A 17,340-nucleotide genomic window follows, 5' to 3' on the forward strand; every position below is an offset into this window, starting at 1 on the left:
TACAAATACTGAGACAAATAATGAATATATGTATGCAAAAACCTTCTACTGTAAAGTAGAAGGTTTTCATATACAAAACTTTTATTGTTAATTTACAAGACGCTGTGCCTCACGTAACTGAAATGTTCTTACTGTACGTGGTAAGAAACGACGAATTTCATCTTCGTTATAACCTACTTGAAGACGTTTTTCGTCAATCATAATAGGACGACGTAAAATGCCTGGGTAGTCACGAATCATCTTATATAAATCTTGAAGTGGTAAAGATTCTAAGTTAACGTTTAACTCTTGGAAAACTTTCGAACGAGTTGAAATAATCTCATCCGTTCCGCTTTCTGTCATGCGTAAAATTTCTTTAATTTCCTCAATCGTTAATGGATCTGAGAAAATATTACGTTCTGTATAGGGAATATGATTTTCCTCTAGCCATAATTTCGCCTTTCTACAAGACGTACAACTTGGAGAACTATATAGTGTTACCATACAAGACTCACTCTCCTTAAAGAGTACAGATTCTGTACTAATTACAGTTTGAATTTCTATTTCCCAGCAATTCTTCACTATGACTTGTCTTACAACAAAATGAAAAATTGCTTTCGATGTAAACAACAACTTATGAGCAAGCAACTTTTAATAAACAACAATTACTTTAAATAAGTAACTTCTATAATCATTATACAATAGATTCAGAAAGAAATACACAGTAAATTTCCTTATTAATAGGGAAAACACCATATGTCTTTAACTGTTGCTTAGGACCAGTAAAGCTGGCATAAATACTTGAAGACATAAGCCCTATATCCCATTCGTATACGTCTTTAGAACTATTTTTTTAATAGACTCTCTTTCATATAATGTACTTCACCACATGTTTCCGATAGCGCTTTATTACCTTTTTCTGATAAAACAATGGTGAAATGTAAGACTTACCGCTATGTAAAACAGCCATGAAAAAGGAACGTTTGTTCTTGTTTATTTTATCAAACCTCATTATTATTGTCTAGACTATTTTTAAGTAAAATAATTATTTTCTAACTTTTCTTTCTTTTTAACTTTTTTTCTCATACAATAATGATACAGACAGGCAAAGGGGGAATTTTCATATGGTTGCTTTTTTTATTGATTTTGCAATTGTCGCTGCCCTCGTCATCGGAATTACAGCATTGATTGGTGCCATTACGAATGGCATCGGTGAAAAGCTATTTGGTGGGAAAGAGAAAATGAAATTTGTTAATAAAAGTGCGGAAGTACAATCTGGATGGAAGCAAGTTGGCGGCAAAGGGATTTATAAAAAACGAACATACTAAAAAGAAGCAGGAAATTCCCTGCTTCTTTTTAAATTATTTTCCGACAGATGCCCACTTGAAGCTTAAATCTCCGCCATAATTATGCTTATAAATATCTTTAACTGTTCCTTTTTGTAAATAAGCCGTGCTACGTTGATATACAGGAGCAATTGCTGCATCATCCATAAGGATTTTTTCTGCTTCAAGTAAACTATTCCAGCGCGCTTGTACATCGCTACCGTCAGTCTTCGCTTTCATAATAATTTCATCGTATTTCGGATTAGAGTATTTCATTTTATTTTGCGTGCCATCTGTTATAAACATATCAAGGTAAGTTACTGGATCTGGGAAGTCTGGACTCCATAAAGCAAATGTCATTTCATAATCTCCACTTTCTTCAAGTTTAAGCTTTTGCGCAAATGGCTGTTGCTTAATTTTCAATGTAAAACCAGGTAAGTTCTTTTCTAACTCTCCTTTTAAGTACTCCCCTGTTCTCTTAGATAAATCTACATCTTCATTTAATAGCTCAATCTCAATCTTATCTTTTCCTAATTCTTTTTTACCAGCTTCCCAATATTTCTTCGCTTCTTTCGCGTTTGCTTTTACTAACTCCCCATTTTCAGCTCGGAAGTCTTTTTTATTTGGCCCTGTAATAAATTTGCTTGGAATTAATCCTGTTGCTTCAGTAGAGCCATTGTTTAAAATCGTCTCAACAAGTGGTTTACGTTCAAAGGCAAGAGAAATTGCTTTACGTATGTTTTTATTTGCTAAAGCTTCATTTTTCTGATTGAAACGAAGATAGGATACAGTAGCTTCATTTGCCGTTTTAAAATCTTTATCCCCTTTATATTTATCAACAAACTCAGATCTTAAGTTAGCACGGTCTATCGCTTTTGTATCATATAAGTTAATCGATGTTGCCATATCTTTTACAATATTAAAATTCACTTCTTCTAGCTTCACTTCTTTATTGTCCCAGTATGATGGATTTTTCTTTATTTGGAAACTTCTTTCATGCTTCCAGTCACTTAATACAAATGGTCCATTATATAGTGTTGTATTTGCCTCTAGACCAAACTTGTCCCCTTGCTCTTTCGCATACTTTTCATTTACAGGATAAAACAGTGGATAAATCATTAAGTTTTCAAAGTATGGAACTGGATGCTCTAATTCTACTTCTAATGTATAATCATCAATGGCCTTTACACCTAATTGATCTGGTGTCATTTCTTTTTTATTAATTTTCTGTGCGTTTTTAACATCAAACATAATATATGCTGATACTGCTGCTTTATCTGGATTAATTGCTCGTTGCCAAGCATATACAAAGTCTTTCGCTGTTACAGGATCTCCATTTGACCACTTCGCATCTTCGCGTAATTTAAAAGTATACTTTTTCCCGTCTGCTGATTTTTCACTTGATTTCGCTACACCTGGAACGAGTTTATCCCCTTTATCAAGGCGGTATAGCCCTTCCATCGTATTATTCATCACTCGCGATGATACTGCATCAGCTGATAACGCTGTGTCCATCGTTGGAATTTCTTGTGTTTCAGTTAAATTTATAACTTGTTTCGCATTATTATTGCCGCTTTCCCCTTTTGCTTTCGCTTGCGACTCATCTTTTTGATAACTACATGCTCCTAAAACCATGCTCATCGCTAATGTCGACGCTACTAAAACTGGTACTTTTTTCTTCATCCTTCCATCCCCCTAAAAAAATGTTAGCCCTTTCATTTTCAAACAGAAAGAAATATTTATATGTTCTAATAATTCATATTATACATATAAATATATTATTTGTATATTTGTTTTTCTATCTTATTAAAATTTTCTGTTACCATAGCATTTTCTGTAAACGTTTTATATTACTTATTTTCCTGCCTGAAATACTAAATATACCTGTTTTAATAATTATCTAAATTATCAGAGTATAATTAATTTTATATCATATAATATCTTTTGTATAATTATTCCCTTCTAATATGCACCATTTTGATCTTTCAACATATAAGTCACAGCTTTGAAAATAAAAGAAGATCTCCACTCCTTTTCTCCATTTGTTTTCACGTGGCATGGGGCGAAAAAAGGGGATGATCGCTTCTACGCATGAGCGGACGCTCTCTCCCAACCAAAAAAAGGATTTTTATTGATTTTTCAATTTGTACTTATATATGTCCTATTTTTTCGAAATATATATTTATCATTTCAACCGAGAAGACCCCCTCCTCTAAATGAAGTGAAGGTGGGGGTAGTTCAATAACCAAACTGCAAAATGAATGCAAGTGTTGCTGAAGTGTGTTAAGATACATTTTGTTTCAAAAAGGATATCGGTAAAGTGGGGGATGATATGACAGTGACTACGTCCAAAAAAGGGCAGGAAGAAAAATTAAATTTATTTTTCTTAACATGGCCTATTTTTTTAGAGGTTTTTCTTTTTATGTTAATGGGGATTGCTGATACTTTTATGCTAAGTGCACTATCAGATGACGCGGTATCAGGTGTTGGGGCAGCGAATCAATATCTTCATATCGCAATATTAGTACTAGAAGTAATCGGAAACGGGGCCGCAATTGTTGTTTCTCAATACCTTGGTTCTAAACGATATATGGAAGCATCAAAAATATCAGCTTTAGCGGTAACATTAAACTTAGGAGTCGGGCTCATCATAAGCGCCGGTTTTCTTTTATTTTCGAAAAATATGATGATGACGATGAATTTACAAGGTGACGTATTAACTTACGCACAAAATTATTTATCAATTGTTGGAGGAGCAATCTTTCTTCAAGCCATTATTAATTCACTGGCTGCCATTATTCGTGTTCATGGATTTACAAAACAAGCAATGTTGATTTCATTAGGAATGAACATTTTTCATATTGCTGGAAACTATGTACTTATTTTCGGGAAATTCGGTTTTCCAGAAATGGGCGTTCAAGGTGCTGCTATATCATCATCTTTCAGCCGTTTAATCGCACTCATTGTCTTCTTCTGGTTACTATACCGCGTCATGGAATATCGCGTGAAGTTGAACTACTACATTACCTTATCAAAAGAATATATCGGCAAGATTTTAAAGATTGGTATTCCATCGGCTTTTGAACAAGTTATGTACCAAGCATGTCAAATTGTCTTTTTATATTATGCGACATACTTAGGAGCAGAATCATTAGCTGCAAGACAGTATGCAACAAATATTTCAATGTTTACTTACTTATTCGCTATCGCCATCGGAATGGGAACAGCGATCATTGTTGGGCGTTTAGTCGGTGGAAATGAGAAAGACGAAGCATATGTACGTGTATGGAAAAGTGTAAAGTGGGCCATTGGTGTTACGTTATGTATGGTCATTCTCGTCATAACATTTCGCACGCAGTTAATGGGGTTATTTACAGATAATCCTCATGTCATCGCTTTAGGCGCAACCGTTCTTTTATTAAGCATTCTACTAGAAACAGGCCGAACGATGAATATTGTCATCATTAATTCCTTGCGGGCTGCTGGTGATGCAAAATATCCAGTTTTAATTGGCGCATTCTCAATGGTATTAATGAGTTTACCACTTGGCTACTTTTTTGTATTTTATTTGTACATGGGACTGCCCGGCATTTGGTTAGCCATTGCGATTGATGAATGGACACGTGCCATCATTATGTTCTTCCGCTGGAAAAGCAGAGCATGGGAAAATTATGCCCTTGTTAAACCGGAGACTTCTGAAGAATCAGCTCCTGTTCAAGCTTAATATTAATGTTGATATTCAGAAAAAACAGGTTGGAGAAAGCCTTCTCCAACCTGTTTTTGTGCTGTTCTTTATCGGAACGCCAATATATTTTGAGGAACGGTCGATATATTTGGACTTGCGCCGATAAAATTTCATTTACTATTTTTCTATCCCCCACTCTATTGCTGAAATCTCTACTCCAGCTTTTCCTTCTCTCCTTTTGTTTTCACTCGGCATGGGGCGAAAAAAGAACCTGACCGCTTCTATGCTTGGGCGAATCCTCTCTCCCATCCAATAAGAAAAGGTTTATATCAGTTTTCTTATTTGTATGTATATAAAAAAGAAGCGACCTCTCCAGCCGCTTCTTTTCTATTATTGATAGATTTCTTTATATTTCTTGTATTCTGCTTCTGAACAAAGAACAAAATGTCCAGGGCGAATTTCTCGCATAGTAGGCGTTTCATTACCATATTGATGCTGAGATGGATCATATACGATACGCTTACGATTGCGTTCATAATCCGGATCTGGAAGCGGAATTGCTGATAATAGTGATTTTGTATACGGATGAATTGGATTCTCGTATAGCTCATCACTGCTTGTTAATTCAACAATTTGTCCACGGTACATAACACCAATACGATCACTGATGTATTTTACCATCGATAAATCATGGGCAATGAATAAATATGTTAAGCCTTTTTCTCTTTGCAGTTGTTTCAGTAAGTTTACAACTTGCGCCTGAATGGATACGTCAAGTGCTGAAATTGGTTCATCCGCAATAATAAATTCCGGTTCTACCGCAAGTGCACGAGCAATTCCGATACGTTGACGTTGTCCACCAGAGAACTCATGCGGGAAACGATTGGCATGCTCTTTATTTAACCCAACTGTGTTCAATAATTCATGCACACGATCCATACGTTCTTTTTTGCTTTTTGCTAAACCGTGAATATCAATGCCTTCTGCAATAATATCCCCAACTGTCATACGAGGATTTAATGATGCGTATGGATCTTGGAAAATCATTTGCATTTTACGATTAAATTTCTTTAATTCTGCTCGTGATTTCTTACCATGTACATTTTCACCGTCGAACAGCACTTCTCCAGCAGTTGCATCATATAACCTGATAATCGTTCTTCCAGTTGTTGATTTTCCGCAACCAGATTCCCCTACAAGTCCAAATGTTTCACCGCGGTAAATATCAAATGAAATGTCGTTGACCGCTTTTACAACACCACCACTAACGTTGAAGTGCTGCTTTACATTTTTTACTTCAATTAATTTTTCACGTTGATTAGTCATGTTGTTCACCTGCTTTCATTTGAAGAATTCGTTTTTGAACGACTTCTGGCGGTTGTACTTCTGGTGCTTGCTCATGAAGTAACCATGTTGCCGCATAATGTGTATCACTAACTTTAAAGAATGGTGGTTCCATTTCAAAGTCAATTTTTAGTGCCTGTGGGTTACGTGGTGCAAATGCATCCCCTTTTGGCGGTTTTAATAAATCTGGAGGTGTTCCAGGAATTGCATATAACTCCGCTTCTGAGCCATCTAAACTTGGCATAGATGCGATTAATCCCCATGTATACGGGTGTTTTGGGTTGTAGAAAATTTCATCAACCGTACCAATTTCAACGACTTTACCTGCATACATAACAGCAACTCTGTCCGCAACGTTTGCTACTACACCTAAATCATGCGTAATGAAAATAATCGCCGCTTCTGTTTTCTGTTGAATGTCCTTCATAAGCTCTAAAATTTGTGCTTGAATTGTAACATCAAGTGCTGTTGTCGGCTCATCCGCAATCAATAGTTTCGGATTACAAGCTAATGCCATCGCAATAACAACACGCTGTCTCATACCACCAGAGAATTGGTGTGGGTATTGTTTTAAACGCGCTTCTGGATTTGGAATTCCAACAAGATCAAGCAGTTCTAACGCAACTTTACGCGCATCCGCTTTGCTCATCCCTTGGTGTTTAATAAGACCTTCCATAATTTGATTACCGATTGTCATCGTTGGATTTAGTGATGTCATCGGATCTTGGAAAATCATTGCAATTTCTTTCCCGCGCACTTGCTGCATTTCTTTTTCTGTTAATTTTGTTAAATCACGACCATCAAATACAATTTCTCCATTTTTAATACGTCCTGGAGGATTTGGGATGAGTCCCATTAGCGCTTTCGAAGTAACTGATTTCCCAGAACCAGATTCTCCTACAATCGCTAATGTTTCTCCCTTTTTCAAATCAAATGTAACTCCGCGAACAGCTTGTACTTCACCAGCATGTGTATCAAAGGAGACTTGTAAATCTTTTACCTCTAACAATGTTTTCATTTTCACTTCTCCTCCCTCGTTTACTTACGCATTTTTGGATCTAACGCATCGCGTAATCCATCTGCCATTAAGTTAAATGCTAAAATTAACATACTGATGACAACCGCAGGGATGAACATCATATGTGGATATGTTTGAATTGACTTATATCCATCATTTACAAGAGAACCAAGTGATGCAGTTGGCGGCTGAATACCAAGACCAATGAAGCTTAAGAATGCTTCACCAAACACCGCTGTAGGAATTGTAAACATTGTCATAACGATAATTGGTCCCATTACGTTCGGAATTAAGTGCTTCACAATTAATTGTGTGTTTGTTGCACCTAATGTACGAGATGCTAATACATACTCTTGGTTTTTTAATTTTAATACTTGTCCACGTACAATCCGCGACATTCCAATCCAACCTGTAATTGCCATCGCGAATGTAATTGATAAAATACCTGGATCCATAATAATTACCATTAAGATTACAATGATTAAATATGGAATACCGTTAATAATTTCCATAACACGTTGCATAATGTTATCCACTCGTCCACCATAGAACGCTGAAATACCTCCGTATGCAACCCCAATTACTAGGTCAATTGCCGCTGCTAAAAGAGCGATATATAATGATACGCGTGTTCCTTCCCATGTTCTTGTCCAAAGGTCACGTCCAAGATCATCTGTACCGAACCAGAAATACTCTTTAATATCACGTTTCTCATATTGATCAACACCATATTGATCTGTACCATCAAATGGTAACCAATGAATATTTTCTATCACTGGAATTTTCGGCGGCATTTTTGCACGTCCTAAATCTTGGTCTTTATAGGAATGTTTACTTACCATCGGTCCAAAAATTGCTAAAAGCGCAATGATGACAAGCAATACAAAACCAAACATTGCTCCTTTATGTTTAAACAAACGTCTTCTTACATCTTGCCAAAACGTTAAGCTTGGTCGGGCAATGACTTCATTATCAACATTGCTTCGATTGGCTGGTTGAAATAAATCTGGAGATAATTTTTGTACGTCTTTCATCATTTTTTCCCTCCCGCTAAACGAATACGAGGATCAATTATTCCGTATAAAATATCAACAATGAAAATTACTAAAATAAAGATTGCACTATAGAAAATTGTCGTTCCCATAATAACCGTATAATCATTCAATTGAATCGATTTAACGAATTGCTCCCCAAGTCCAGGTACAGCATAGATTTGCTCAATAACAAGCGTCCCTGTAATTAATCCCGCAACCATTGGTCCTAAAATTGTAACAACCGGAATCAATGCATTACGAAGTGCATGTTTTATAATAATGACACCTTGACTAATTCCTTTTGCTTTTGCTGTTAAAATATAATCTGCTTGCATTACTTCGATTAACTCCGCACGAGCGAAACGTGCAATTGTCGCAGTAACTGCCATCGATAAAGCAACCGTTGGCATGACTGTAAATTCAGGACCTTTCCAGAATGCAACTGGGAACCAACCAAGTTTTACCCCTACAAAATATTGTAGTAACGCTGCGAATACGAAGGATGGTACCGACATTCCGAGTACAGAAATAATGGTTGCCCCGTAATCCACCCATGTATTATTACGAAGTGCTGCGATAATCCCTAAAATTAGACCTATAAATGTTCCTAATACGATCGCCTGGAAACCAAGCTGTGCTGATGGTCCAATACGATCAACAATCATATCCGTTACAGGACGGTTATCGTACTGGAATGATACTCCTAAATCACCTTTTACTAAGTTCCCTAAGTAGCGCGCATATTGCACTGGCACCGGATCATTCAAACCATATTTTTCTAAAATGATTTCTTTCTGCGCCGGAGATAATTTCTCTTGGTTTTTAAGCGGAGAACCCGGCAGTAATTTCATTAAAAAGAATGTCAGCGTAGTGATTAAAAATAACGTCAAAGCCATGTACACGAAACGTTTTAATGCATAACGTCCCATAATCAAGCACCTCCCCATTTTTCTCAAAAGCAATAAGATAGTTTGAAATATTCTTACTTTTATTTTTTTAAATAAAAGCATATGCCCATCATAGGCATATACCCTTATTCATGATGGAAACCAATTTTATTTTTTGACTTCAACCCATTTGTAGCTAAATTCGCCACCATATTTATGTTCTAGCAACCCTGTAATAGAGCTGCGTTGTAAATATGCTTTTCCTGGTTGATATACTGGAGCAATTGCTGCATCATCCAACAATTGTTTTTCAGCTTTCAACAGTGCATCCCAACGAGATTGTACATCTGTCTCTACTTTTGCCTTCTTAATTAATTCGTCATATGCTGGATTTGCATAGTTGACTTTGTTTTGCGGATTTCCTGTTGTATACATATCTAGGAATGCCATCGGATCCATATAATCTGGGGCCCATCCTGCATACGACATTGCATATTCTCCACTTGCTTCAAGTTTTAATTTTTGTGCAAATGGCTGCATTTTCATTGAAATTGTTAAGCCTGGTAAATTCTTTTCAAATTGCCCTTTTAAATACTCACCGATTTTCTTAGCATCATCTGTATCAAAGTTCAGCAACTCTAAATCTACTTTATCAACACCAAGTTCTTTTTTACCAGCTTCCCAATATTTTTGAGCCTCTTTTATATCTTCTTTGATCAGATTTCCATTTTCTTCACGGAAGTCTTTTCCATTTGGTCCTTTCGCTAAACCTTTCGGAACAAAACCGTACATCCCCTGTGAACCATCGTTTAAAATAACTTTCCCGATATTTTCACGTTCAAAGGCCATTGATATTGCTTTACGAATGTTCTTATTCGCTAAGAACTTGTTCTTTTCGTTTAAACGAATAAACTGTGTAGAAGGTTTCTTAATTGTCTTGAAATCAGAATCTTTTTTGTATTTATCTACAAATTCTGATGTCAATACGACACGATCAATTGCATTTGTTTCATATAAATTTATTGCAGTTGAACGATCCTTTAGAATATTGAAGTTTACTTCTTCCAGCTTCACTACTTTATTGTCCCAGTACGTCTCATTTTTCTTAAGCTGGAAACTTTGTTCATGTTTCCACTCATTTAAGACGAACGGACCGTTATAGAGCGTCGTATTAGATTCTAATCCAAATTTATCCCCTTGTTCTTTTACGAACTTTTCATTTAATGGATAGAATGTTGGATATACCGTTAAGCTAACAAAGTAAGGAACAGGGTTGTCTAATTCCACTTCTAGTGTGTGATCATCAATTGCTTTTACGCCAAGTTCTTCAACTGGCAACTCTTTTTTATTAATTTTTTCTGCATTCTTTACATCGAATAATATGTAAGCAAATTTTGCACCTGTATTTGAATCGACAGCTCGTCTCCAAGAATATACAAAGTCTTTAGCTGTTACAGGTTCCCCATTAGACCACTTCGCATCATCACGTAATTTAAATACGTACTTCTTACCATCTTCCGTTTTCTCATAAGACTTTGCCACACCTGGAACGAGTTTATCGTCTTTTCCAAGGCGATATAATCCTTCCATTGTGTTATTCATTATGTTAGAAGATGCCGCATCTGTTGATAATGTTGTATCCATTGTCGGAATTTCAGCAGCTTCAGGTAAATTTAGTACTTGTTTGCCTGAAGCACTGCCTTCTTTCGTACTCGCTTTCGTATCTTCTTGCTGATAACTACAAGCACCAAGCATACTGACCGTCAATGTCGATGCAAGTATTAGTGGTATCTTTTTCTTCATATTGTACTACCTCCCCTAATTGCACCTCCTGTACCCCCACTTACTAAAAAGCAGAATTGAAAGAATAATCTCCAAGTTTCTACAATTTTCATTATACATATAATGTGACGATTGTGAATATAGTTTTTTGTTTTTTTGTTAAAATTTTTAATAAAATGTTTATTTTTTTTATTTTTTGTAAATGAGGCACTTAACATTGCTCCCATCATATTGAAAGAAAATACAAAATTGCGTATAATTTTCAAATAATTATCCCTAGTACTCATTATAACTTTTATAGTATAATAATTCTAGTAATATTTTGACGGAGGGGAACATTTTGAATAGACTTTATTCTCACACTTGTATATTAATATTGTTAGCAATAATCGTTTCTAGCATTGGTGCATTCCTATTTTCAGCTCAATTTTTGTTGAATTTTGTCAATATCATGTTTTACATTGCATTATTTTTTGTTATTTTAGGAGGTTTTTTATTTCTATTTCAAAGTGGATTTTTCAACATAACAATGTACGCTTTCCAAAAAGTATTTGGAACAAATAAAAAGGTAGAATCTTTAATTGAAGAAGAAGAATCAGCAATAGATAAAAAAGAAAGAATATATAAAACGTATTCTTTCACATGGACATACCCCATCTGCATTACAGGTGTTCTTTTAGGCCTCATCTCTACGATCATTAGCTTTACTATTTTGATGTAGTTTGCAAACGTTTTTCCATATGATATAATTACTTGCAAAACATTTTGTTATAAAAAGCGCAAGTGGCTCGCTCAGAATGCGAGGGGGATGGAGCTCCTGACGTAGAGGCGCTTTTTGCCTCGCTGGAAGGCGCGAAGCCACCGAGTATTCTTGCCACTGGAGCTGGATTACTCAAAAAGCGCAAGTGGCTCGCTCAGCTGTTAAAAACAGAGCTATATTATAATAAATTCATATGCATGCGATGAGAAAGAAGAGTACATATTGCAGCAATTTCAGAGAGCTTGTGGTTGGTGAGAACAAGTAATTGTACAGTATGGAATGGGCTTTTGAGCACCAAACCGAAACAACTTAGGAGTAGGCTTTGGCGTTATATCCAGGCGTTATAATGGATAAAAGAGATTTCACTATTTGTGAAATAATTAGGGTGGTACCGCGGTCCATTCGTCCCTAGATCATTTGGGATGAATGGGCTTTTTTGTATTTAAAAGCGGAAGCGGCTTGCTTAGAATGTGAGGGGGATGGAGCTCCTGATGTAGAGGCGTTTTTTGCCTCGTAGGAAGGCGCGAAGCCACCGATCATTCTTGCCGCTGGAGCTGGATTATATAAAAAGCGGAAGCGGCTCGCATTGACCTACTTCCCCCACTCTTCAACAATACATACAAATTTCAAGGAGGCATTATTATGTCAGTTATTTTTTCTGGTATTCAGCCAAGCGGAACAATTACGCTTGGAAACTATTTAGGAGCAATGAAACAATTTACAGAATTACAAAACGAACATGATTGTTATTTCTGCATTGTAAACCAGCATGCGATTACAGTTCCTCAAGATTCTGTACAACTTCGTAAAAACATCCGCAGCCTTGCTGCGCTATATGTAGCTTGTGGTATTGATCCTGAAAAATCTACTTTATTTGTACAATCAGAGGTACCTGCGCACGCTCAACTCGGATGGATTATGCAATCTATCGCATATGTTGGAGAATTAGAACGTATGACGCAATATAAAGATAAATCATCTGGTAGAGAATCTGTTCCAGCTGGATTACTTACGTATCCACCATTAATGGCAGCTGACATCTTACTTTACAACACTGAGATTGTGCCAGTTGGCGACGATCAAAAACAACATATGGAATTAACTCGCGATTTAGCAGAGCGTTTCAATAAACGTTTCCGTGAAATTTTCACAATTCCAGAGATTCGCATTCCAAAAGTAGGCGCTCGTGTTATGTCATTAACAGAACCTACGAAAAAAATGAGCAAATCTGATCCAAATCCAAAATCAATGATTAGTATGCTTGATGAGCCAAAAACAATTGAAAAGAAAATTAAAAGTGCAGTAACTGATTCTGACGGTATCGTAAAATACGACAAAGAAAACAAACCTGGTATTTCCAACTTATTAACAATCTACTCTTCATTCTCAGGTAAAACAATTGAAGAACTAGAAGCTTACTATGAAGGAAAAGGATACGGCGACTTTAAAGGTGATTTAGCACAAGTAGTCGTAGAAGCAATTCGTCCAATTCAAGAAAAATATAACGAACTAATTAACTCCCCTGAATTAGATGAAATTCTTGACAAAGGTGCTGAAAAAGCAAATCGCGTTGCAATGAAACAACTACGTAAAGTTGAAAATGCAATGGGATTAAGCAGAAAACGTAGGTAATGAAAAAAGCGGAAGTGGCTCGCTTAGAATATGAGGGGGATGGAGCTCCTGACGTAGAGGCGCTTTTTGCCTCGTAGGAAGACGCGAAGCCACCCATCATTCTTGCCGCTGGAGCTGGATTATACAAAAAGCGGAGGTGGATCATTCAGCTCTGACGGTCTAAGTTTTTTTCGCATAGAATTCGTTCTTTGCCTTCTTATGCGGAAGGTTCTTAGACAAGAAGAGCTTGCCACCGGAGCTGGATCAAATTAAAAAACCGCCAATTTGGCGGTTTTTTAATTTACCTTTTGTTCATTTTCCATTTCCCATAACTTTTCAAAGAATGGTTGCCCTTTTACAAGGCGTTCACATAGCTGTTCATGCTTTTTTGACCAACCATATTTCGCTTCCTCATAAAGGCGCTCCCAGACGTCTTCAAATTTCATATGTTGAACAGTCCCATATGCAGATGGATCCCATTCTGTATACCAATAGCGAATTTCAGCTGGATTTTTCGTTGTATGTAGTTGATCTAGCGCCATAAAAAGCAATTGTTTTAATTGTCGTTCTTTACGAGTTAAGCCATTCATAATATATGGCGATGGTGATAAAATATGATGCTCTTTTTGTGATTCTTCCACTTGAAACTCATACTTTTCTGCTTGGACATTTTCCACCATCTCATATACCATCTGCTCTTGACGAGGAATAAGCCTACTTTTTCGAATCGGTACATTGTACCCAATTGAATCCACTGCAATAATTCCTTTTCCATCTGTAACAACAAAACAATACTCTTGTTGCAAACGCTCATGATTTTTACGAATATACGCCTTATGATGTACGTCTTCCAATAGTTTTTGCGGAAGTTCCAATAATTCGTTCTCGATGTAATGATATAATGTAGAATCTACTTTTAATAATGGCACTTGATCTAATAATTCGATCGTATCATCCTTCCGCCATTCGTAAAAATGACAAACGTTATACCCATTTTCTTCACCTTCAAACCAATTTACCCACACATCATGTAGATATAACATTTTCTACCCCTCACTTCACTACTGTTTGTACATCTCATTATGTTCATTTCTTGTGAAATTTATTCCATCCAAGGGAATATATTCTACTTATTATTTCTTCACTACTTCTCACTTCCATTTTCATCATGCAAAAAAACTTGGCAGCGCCAAGTTTTTTATATTTATCACCTATTAAGAGGTAAAAGTATTTGCTTTATTTAATATACATATGGCATCCATAGACAATAAAGAAAGCGTGTTATCTTTCTCAAATTCCACACAATCTTTTACAATATGAAATCCAACGCCATATCCAAGCATCTTCGGGTACATTTGCATTCCATTTAGTAAGCAGTCATGCTCCCTTGTTCCTCTCTTCATATCCTGTTTCTTTTTTACAACCTTCTCCCAATAATGAACCGCTTCCTCTTTTGTATAGTACGATGTCCACGGTGCATAACTCTTTTCTGAGTGCCTTTCATACACCGCTTGCTCTGCAAGCCCCTCCATTATCATTGTATCAAGTAATGTATAATCCTTTTCTTTCTTTTCAATTTGATGTAACCGACATATGTGATGATATTCATGGGTAAGCAATGCTTTTAATTCCTTCACTGTATTCCGTCCACAGACAAACAGGAAAATCACATGACGCATTGTTAAGCCAGCTTTTCCGTTATATTCCGCTTGTACCGTGCGATTATATGAATCTGATAACAAAATAAAGATAGGGACATCTGGCCCTTGTAACCAGTGCTTTAGTTCCTCATACTCCTCAGAAAGCTCTTTCCAAATCTGCTTTTCCTCTAGTCGCTCAATTTCTTTTTGTCCTTCCATCACTGGACGATACATACCTTTAGAAATTAAAAAACGGTACAACCTCTCCTTTGGCAATGGAATGTATTTTGTAAACTTCTCACAAAGCTTTTCTGGACGCCCATAATAAAGGTGCAGCCAATCTGCCGTTTGAATAACCCCCATCTTCACTCCTCCCTTTTCTTCTATATATATATATGCAAGAAAAGGAGCGAACGCGAAGTGATAAAATGAAACTTTTGATTGGCTTTACTTTGTTTCTGATTGCGCTATTTCATCTTTCCTGCGCCCAAAAAGATTAGTAGTAAAGTCCTGATGCCGAAATAAATCCCCTTCATTTTTACTACAATTATTTATAAGCTTTAAATACTAACACTACGTTATGACCACCGAATCCTAGTTATGGCTATGCAATCAAAAGCTGACCCGCTCTCACTTTCTACTTTTGTTTTCACATGGTATGGGGCGAAAACAGGCACTGACCGCTTCTACACATGATCGGACGCTCTCTTCCATCCAAAAAAGGGTGTTTTAAGAAGTAGCTCTCCTTTGCTACTTCCCAAAACACCCTTTTACTACATTATTTATAAGCTTTAAATACTAACACTACGTTATGACCACCGAATCCTAGTTATGGCTATGAAATCAAAAGCTGACCCGCTCTCACTTTCTACTTTTGTTTTTACATGGCATGGGGCGAAAACAGGCACTGACCGCTTCTACACATGATCGGACGCTCTCTTCCATCCAAAAAAGGGTGTTTTAAGAAGTAGCTCTCCTTTGCTACTTCCCAAAACACCCTTTTACTACATTATTTATAAGCTTTAAATACTAACACTGCGTTATGACCACCGAACCCTAATGAGTTACTTAAAACAGTGCGTACTTCTTGATGTCTCGCTTTGTTTGGTACGTAATCTAAATCACATTCTGGATCTGGTGTTTCATAGTTAATTGTTGGCGGAATCACTCCATCTGTAATAGATTTAACAGAGAAAATCGCCTCAACAGCGCCAGCTGCTCCTAATAAATGACCAGTCATTGATTTTGTAGAGCTAATCGCTACTTTATATGCATGTTCACCAAATGCTTCTTTAATTGCCATCGTTTCGTATTTCTCATTCGCATCTGTACTTGTACCATGCGCATTAATATAATCGATATCCTCAGGCTGAAGACCGGCATCTGCTAATGCTTGACGTATCGCACGAACACCGCCCTCACCGCCAGGAGCAGGCATTGTAATATGGAACGCATCACCTGTTGCACCATATCCGACAAGTTCAGCATAAATACGTGCACCTCGTGCTAACGCATGCTCCAACTCTTCTAGTATAAGAATACCAGCTCCTTCTCCCATTACAAATCCACTACGATTTTTATCAAATGGACGACAAGCAGTTGCTGGATCCTCATTAAATGTTAATGCTTTCGCTGAACTAAATCCTGCAAATGCCATACTTGTTAACGGCGCCTCTGCACCGCCTGTAATCATTGCATCTGCATCACCGCGCTGAATGACTTTAAATGCGTCACCAATTGAGTTTGCCCCAGATGCACAAGCTGTCACAGAACAAGTATTAATTCCTTTTGCACCTGTAGCAATTGAGACTTGGCCCGCAGCCATATCAGGAATCATCATTGGTATCAAAAATGGACTTACACGGCGCGGGCCTTTTTCCGTAAAGATTTTAAATTGCTCTTCATACGTTTCCATGCCACCAATACCAGAACCTATCCATACACCAATACGCGGTGCATTTTCTTCTGTAATGTCCAACTTTGCATCTTCAACTGCCATTTTCGCTGCTGCTACCGCATATTGTGTGAAGCGATCCATACGGCGCGCTTCTTTTTTCTCAATATATTTTTCAGCTTCAAAGTCGTTAATTTCCGCTGCTACTTTTGCTGGAAATTGTTCCGGATCTAAGCGTGTAAGCCGTCCGATTCCAGATACACCATTTTTAATGTTTTCCCAAGCTGTTTCTACATCTGTTCCGATCGGCGTAACAGCTCCTAGTCCTGTAATTACGACACGCTTCTTTTCCATACAAAATACACTCCTTTTTTTCTCTCA

15 protein-coding genes and 1 other annotated feature are annotated in these 17,340 nt (G+C 36.9%); of the genes, 4 read left to right on the plus strand and 11 right to left on the minus strand.

The genetic code is table 11. From position 1 onward, the window contains the following. Positions 1 to 87: 87 nt before the first annotated feature. The gene (spx, locus tag MHH71_RS09770) at positions 88 to 483 is read right to left on the minus strand and encodes a transcriptional regulator Spx (RefSeq protein ID WP_000258267.1); all 396 of its coding nucleotides are present in this window, start codon (positions 481 to 483) and stop codon (positions 88 to 90) included. Between the two features lie 620 nt (positions 484 to 1,103). On the opposite strand from spx, the gene MHH71_RS09775 reads away from it, so the two are divergent. Further along, the gene (locus MHH71_RS09775) at positions 1,104 to 1,307 is read left to right on the plus strand and encodes a hypothetical protein (protein ID WP_006093962.1); all 204 of its coding nucleotides are present in this window, start codon (positions 1,104 to 1,106) and stop codon (positions 1,305 to 1,307) included. A gap of 33 nt (positions 1,308 to 1,340) precedes the next feature. Here MHH71_RS09775 and MHH71_RS09780 read toward each other — a convergent pair whose 3' ends face one another. Next, complete coding sequence (locus tag MHH71_RS09780) at positions 1,341 to 2,987, minus strand: peptide ABC transporter substrate-binding protein (protein WP_006093963.1); 1,647 nt, start codon at positions 2,985 to 2,987, stop codon at positions 1,341 to 1,343. Between the two features lie 649 nt (positions 2,988 to 3,636). On the opposite strand from MHH71_RS09780, the gene MHH71_RS09785 reads away from it, so the two are divergent. After that, complete coding sequence (locus tag MHH71_RS09785; protein ID WP_050774402.1) at positions 3,637 to 5,028, plus strand: MATE family efflux transporter; 1,392 nt, start codon at positions 3,637 to 3,639, stop codon at positions 5,026 to 5,028. A gap of 351 nt (positions 5,029 to 5,379) precedes the next feature. Here the strand turns inward: MHH71_RS09785 and MHH71_RS09790 are convergent, their stop codons facing one another. The 6 genes from MHH71_RS09790 to MHH71_RS30555 form a co-directional block, all read right to left on the minus strand. After that, entirely contained in the window at positions 5,380 to 6,315 is a 936-nt protein-coding gene (locus MHH71_RS09790; RefSeq protein ID WP_017152841.1) for an ABC transporter ATP-binding protein, read from the minus strand. Then, entirely contained in the window at positions 6,308 to 7,351 is a 1,044-nt protein-coding gene (locus MHH71_RS09795; protein WP_018764007.1) for an ABC transporter ATP-binding protein, read from the minus strand. Before MHH71_RS09795 ends, MHH71_RS09790 begins: the two co-directional genes overlap by 8 nt. 20 nt (positions 7,352 to 7,371) lie before the next feature. Continuing rightward, the gene (opp3C, locus tag MHH71_RS09800) at positions 7,372 to 8,388 is read right to left on the minus strand and encodes an oligopeptide ABC transporter permease (RefSeq protein ID WP_018781159.1); all 1,017 of its coding nucleotides are present in this window, start codon (positions 8,386 to 8,388) and stop codon (positions 7,372 to 7,374) included. Then, entirely contained in the window at positions 8,385 to 9,314 is a 930-nt protein-coding gene (gene opp3b, locus MHH71_RS09805) for an oligopeptide ABC transporter permease (RefSeq protein WP_003195920.1), read from the minus strand. Before opp3b ends, opp3C begins: the two co-directional genes overlap by 4 nt. Before the next feature lie 126 nt (positions 9,315 to 9,440). After that, positions 9,441 to 11,075 carry a peptide ABC transporter substrate-binding protein gene (locus MHH71_RS09810; RefSeq protein WP_033798733.1) on the minus strand — a complete coding sequence of 545 codons (1,635 nt, stop codon included), beginning with the start codon at positions 11,073 to 11,075 and terminating at the stop codon, positions 9,441 to 9,443. Next, the gene (locus tag MHH71_RS30555; protein ID WP_026008405.1) at positions 11,072 to 11,284 is read right to left on the minus strand and encodes a hypothetical protein; all 213 of its coding nucleotides are present in this window, start codon (positions 11,282 to 11,284) and stop codon (positions 11,072 to 11,074) included. The genes MHH71_RS09810 and MHH71_RS30555 overlap by 4 nt, the downstream gene beginning before the upstream one ends. A gap of 155 nt (positions 11,285 to 11,439) precedes the next feature. On the opposite strand from MHH71_RS30555, the gene MHH71_RS09815 reads away from it, so the two are divergent. Then, positions 11,440 to 11,775 (plus strand): DUF3899 domain-containing protein, encoded by a 336-nt coding sequence (locus MHH71_RS09815; RefSeq protein WP_371388987.1) that lies wholly within the window; start codon positions 11,440 to 11,442, stop codon positions 11,773 to 11,775. A 232-nt stretch (positions 11,776 to 12,007) separates the two neighbouring features. Next, positions 12,008 to 12,227 (plus strand) — a binding site (T-box leader). Positions 12,228 to 12,456: 229 nt separating this feature from the next. Beyond that, complete coding sequence (gene trpS / locus MHH71_RS09820; RefSeq protein ID WP_003195917.1) at positions 12,457 to 13,446, plus strand: tryptophan--tRNA ligase; 990 nt, start codon at positions 12,457 to 12,459, stop codon at positions 13,444 to 13,446. A 275-nt stretch (positions 13,447 to 13,721) separates the two neighbouring features. Here the strand turns inward: trpS and MHH71_RS09825 are convergent, their stop codons facing one another. The 3 genes from MHH71_RS09825 to fabF all read right to left on the minus strand — a co-directional run bounded on the left by MHH71_RS09825 (position 13,722) and on the right by fabF (position 17,313). Further along, positions 13,722 to 14,468: a YjbA family protein gene (locus tag MHH71_RS09825; protein ID WP_003206164.1), complete on the minus strand. Its 747-nt coding sequence runs from the start codon at positions 14,466 to 14,468 to the stop codon at positions 13,722 to 13,724. Positions 14,469 to 14,639: 171 nt separating this feature from the next. Further along, complete coding sequence (locus tag MHH71_RS09830; protein WP_003195915.1) at positions 14,640 to 15,428, minus strand: DUF2268 domain-containing protein; 789 nt, start codon at positions 15,426 to 15,428, stop codon at positions 14,640 to 14,642. 646 nt (positions 15,429 to 16,074) lie between these two features. Beyond that, positions 16,075 to 17,313: a beta-ketoacyl-ACP synthase II gene (gene fabF, locus MHH71_RS09835; RefSeq protein WP_003195912.1), complete on the minus strand. Its 1,239-nt coding sequence runs from the start codon at positions 17,311 to 17,313 to the stop codon at positions 16,075 to 16,077. Between the last annotated feature and the right edge of the window lie 27 nt (positions 17,314 to 17,340).

The sequence above is a fragment of the Bacillus sp. FSL H8-0534 genome (genome assembly GCF_038005885.1).
Lineage (GTDB): Bacteria > Bacillota > Bacilli > Bacillales > Bacillaceae_G > Bacillus_A > Bacillus_A pseudomycoides.

Bases quoted from the DNA above. Each gene is read 5' to 3' on its own strand.
- spx (WP_000258267.1), bottom strand. From the start codon at position 483: ATGGTAACACTATATAGTTCTCCAAGTTGTACGTCTTGTAGAAAGGCG.
- MHH71_RS09775 (WP_006093962.1), top strand. From the start codon at position 1,104: ATGGTTGCTTTTTTTATTGATTTTGCAATTGTCGCTGCCCTCGTCATC.
- MHH71_RS09780 (WP_006093963.1), bottom strand. From the start codon at position 2,987: ATGAAGAAAAAAGTACCAGTTTTAGTAGCGTCGACATTAGCGATGAGC.
- MHH71_RS09785 (WP_050774402.1), top strand. From the start codon at position 3,637: ATGACAGTGACTACGTCCAAAAAAGGGCAGGAAGAAAAATTAAATTTA.
- MHH71_RS09790 (WP_017152841.1), bottom strand. From the start codon at position 6,315: ATGACTAATCAACGTGAAAAATTAATTGAAGTAAAAAATGTAAAGCAG.
- MHH71_RS09795 (WP_018764007.1), bottom strand. From the start codon at position 7,351: ATGAAAACATTGTTAGAGGTAAAAGATTTACAAGTCTCCTTTGATACA.
- opp3C (WP_018781159.1), bottom strand. From the start codon at position 8,388: ATGATGAAAGACGTACAAAAATTATCTCCAGATTTATTTCAACCAGCC.
- opp3b (WP_003195920.1), bottom strand. From the start codon at position 9,314: ATGGGACGTTATGCATTAAAACGTTTCGTGTACATGGCTTTGACGTTA.
- MHH71_RS09810 (WP_033798733.1), bottom strand. From the start codon at position 11,075: ATGAAGAAAAAGATACCACTAATACTTGCATCGACATTGACGGTCAGT.
- MHH71_RS30555 (WP_026008405.1), bottom strand. From the start codon at position 11,284: ATGATGGGAGCAATGTTAAGTGCCTCATTTACAAAAAATAAAAAAAAT.
- trpS (WP_003195917.1), top strand. From the start codon at position 12,457: ATGTCAGTTATTTTTTCTGGTATTCAGCCAAGCGGAACAATTACGCTT.
- MHH71_RS09825 (WP_003206164.1), bottom strand. From the start codon at position 14,468: ATGTTATATCTACATGATGTGTGGGTAAATTGGTTTGAAGGTGAAGAA.
- MHH71_RS09830 (WP_003195915.1), bottom strand. From the start codon at position 15,428: ATGGGGGTTATTCAAACGGCAGATTGGCTGCACCTTTATTATGGGCGT.
- fabF (WP_003195912.1), bottom strand. From the start codon at position 17,313: ATGGAAAAGAAGCGTGTCGTAATTACAGGACTAGGAGCTGTTACGCCG.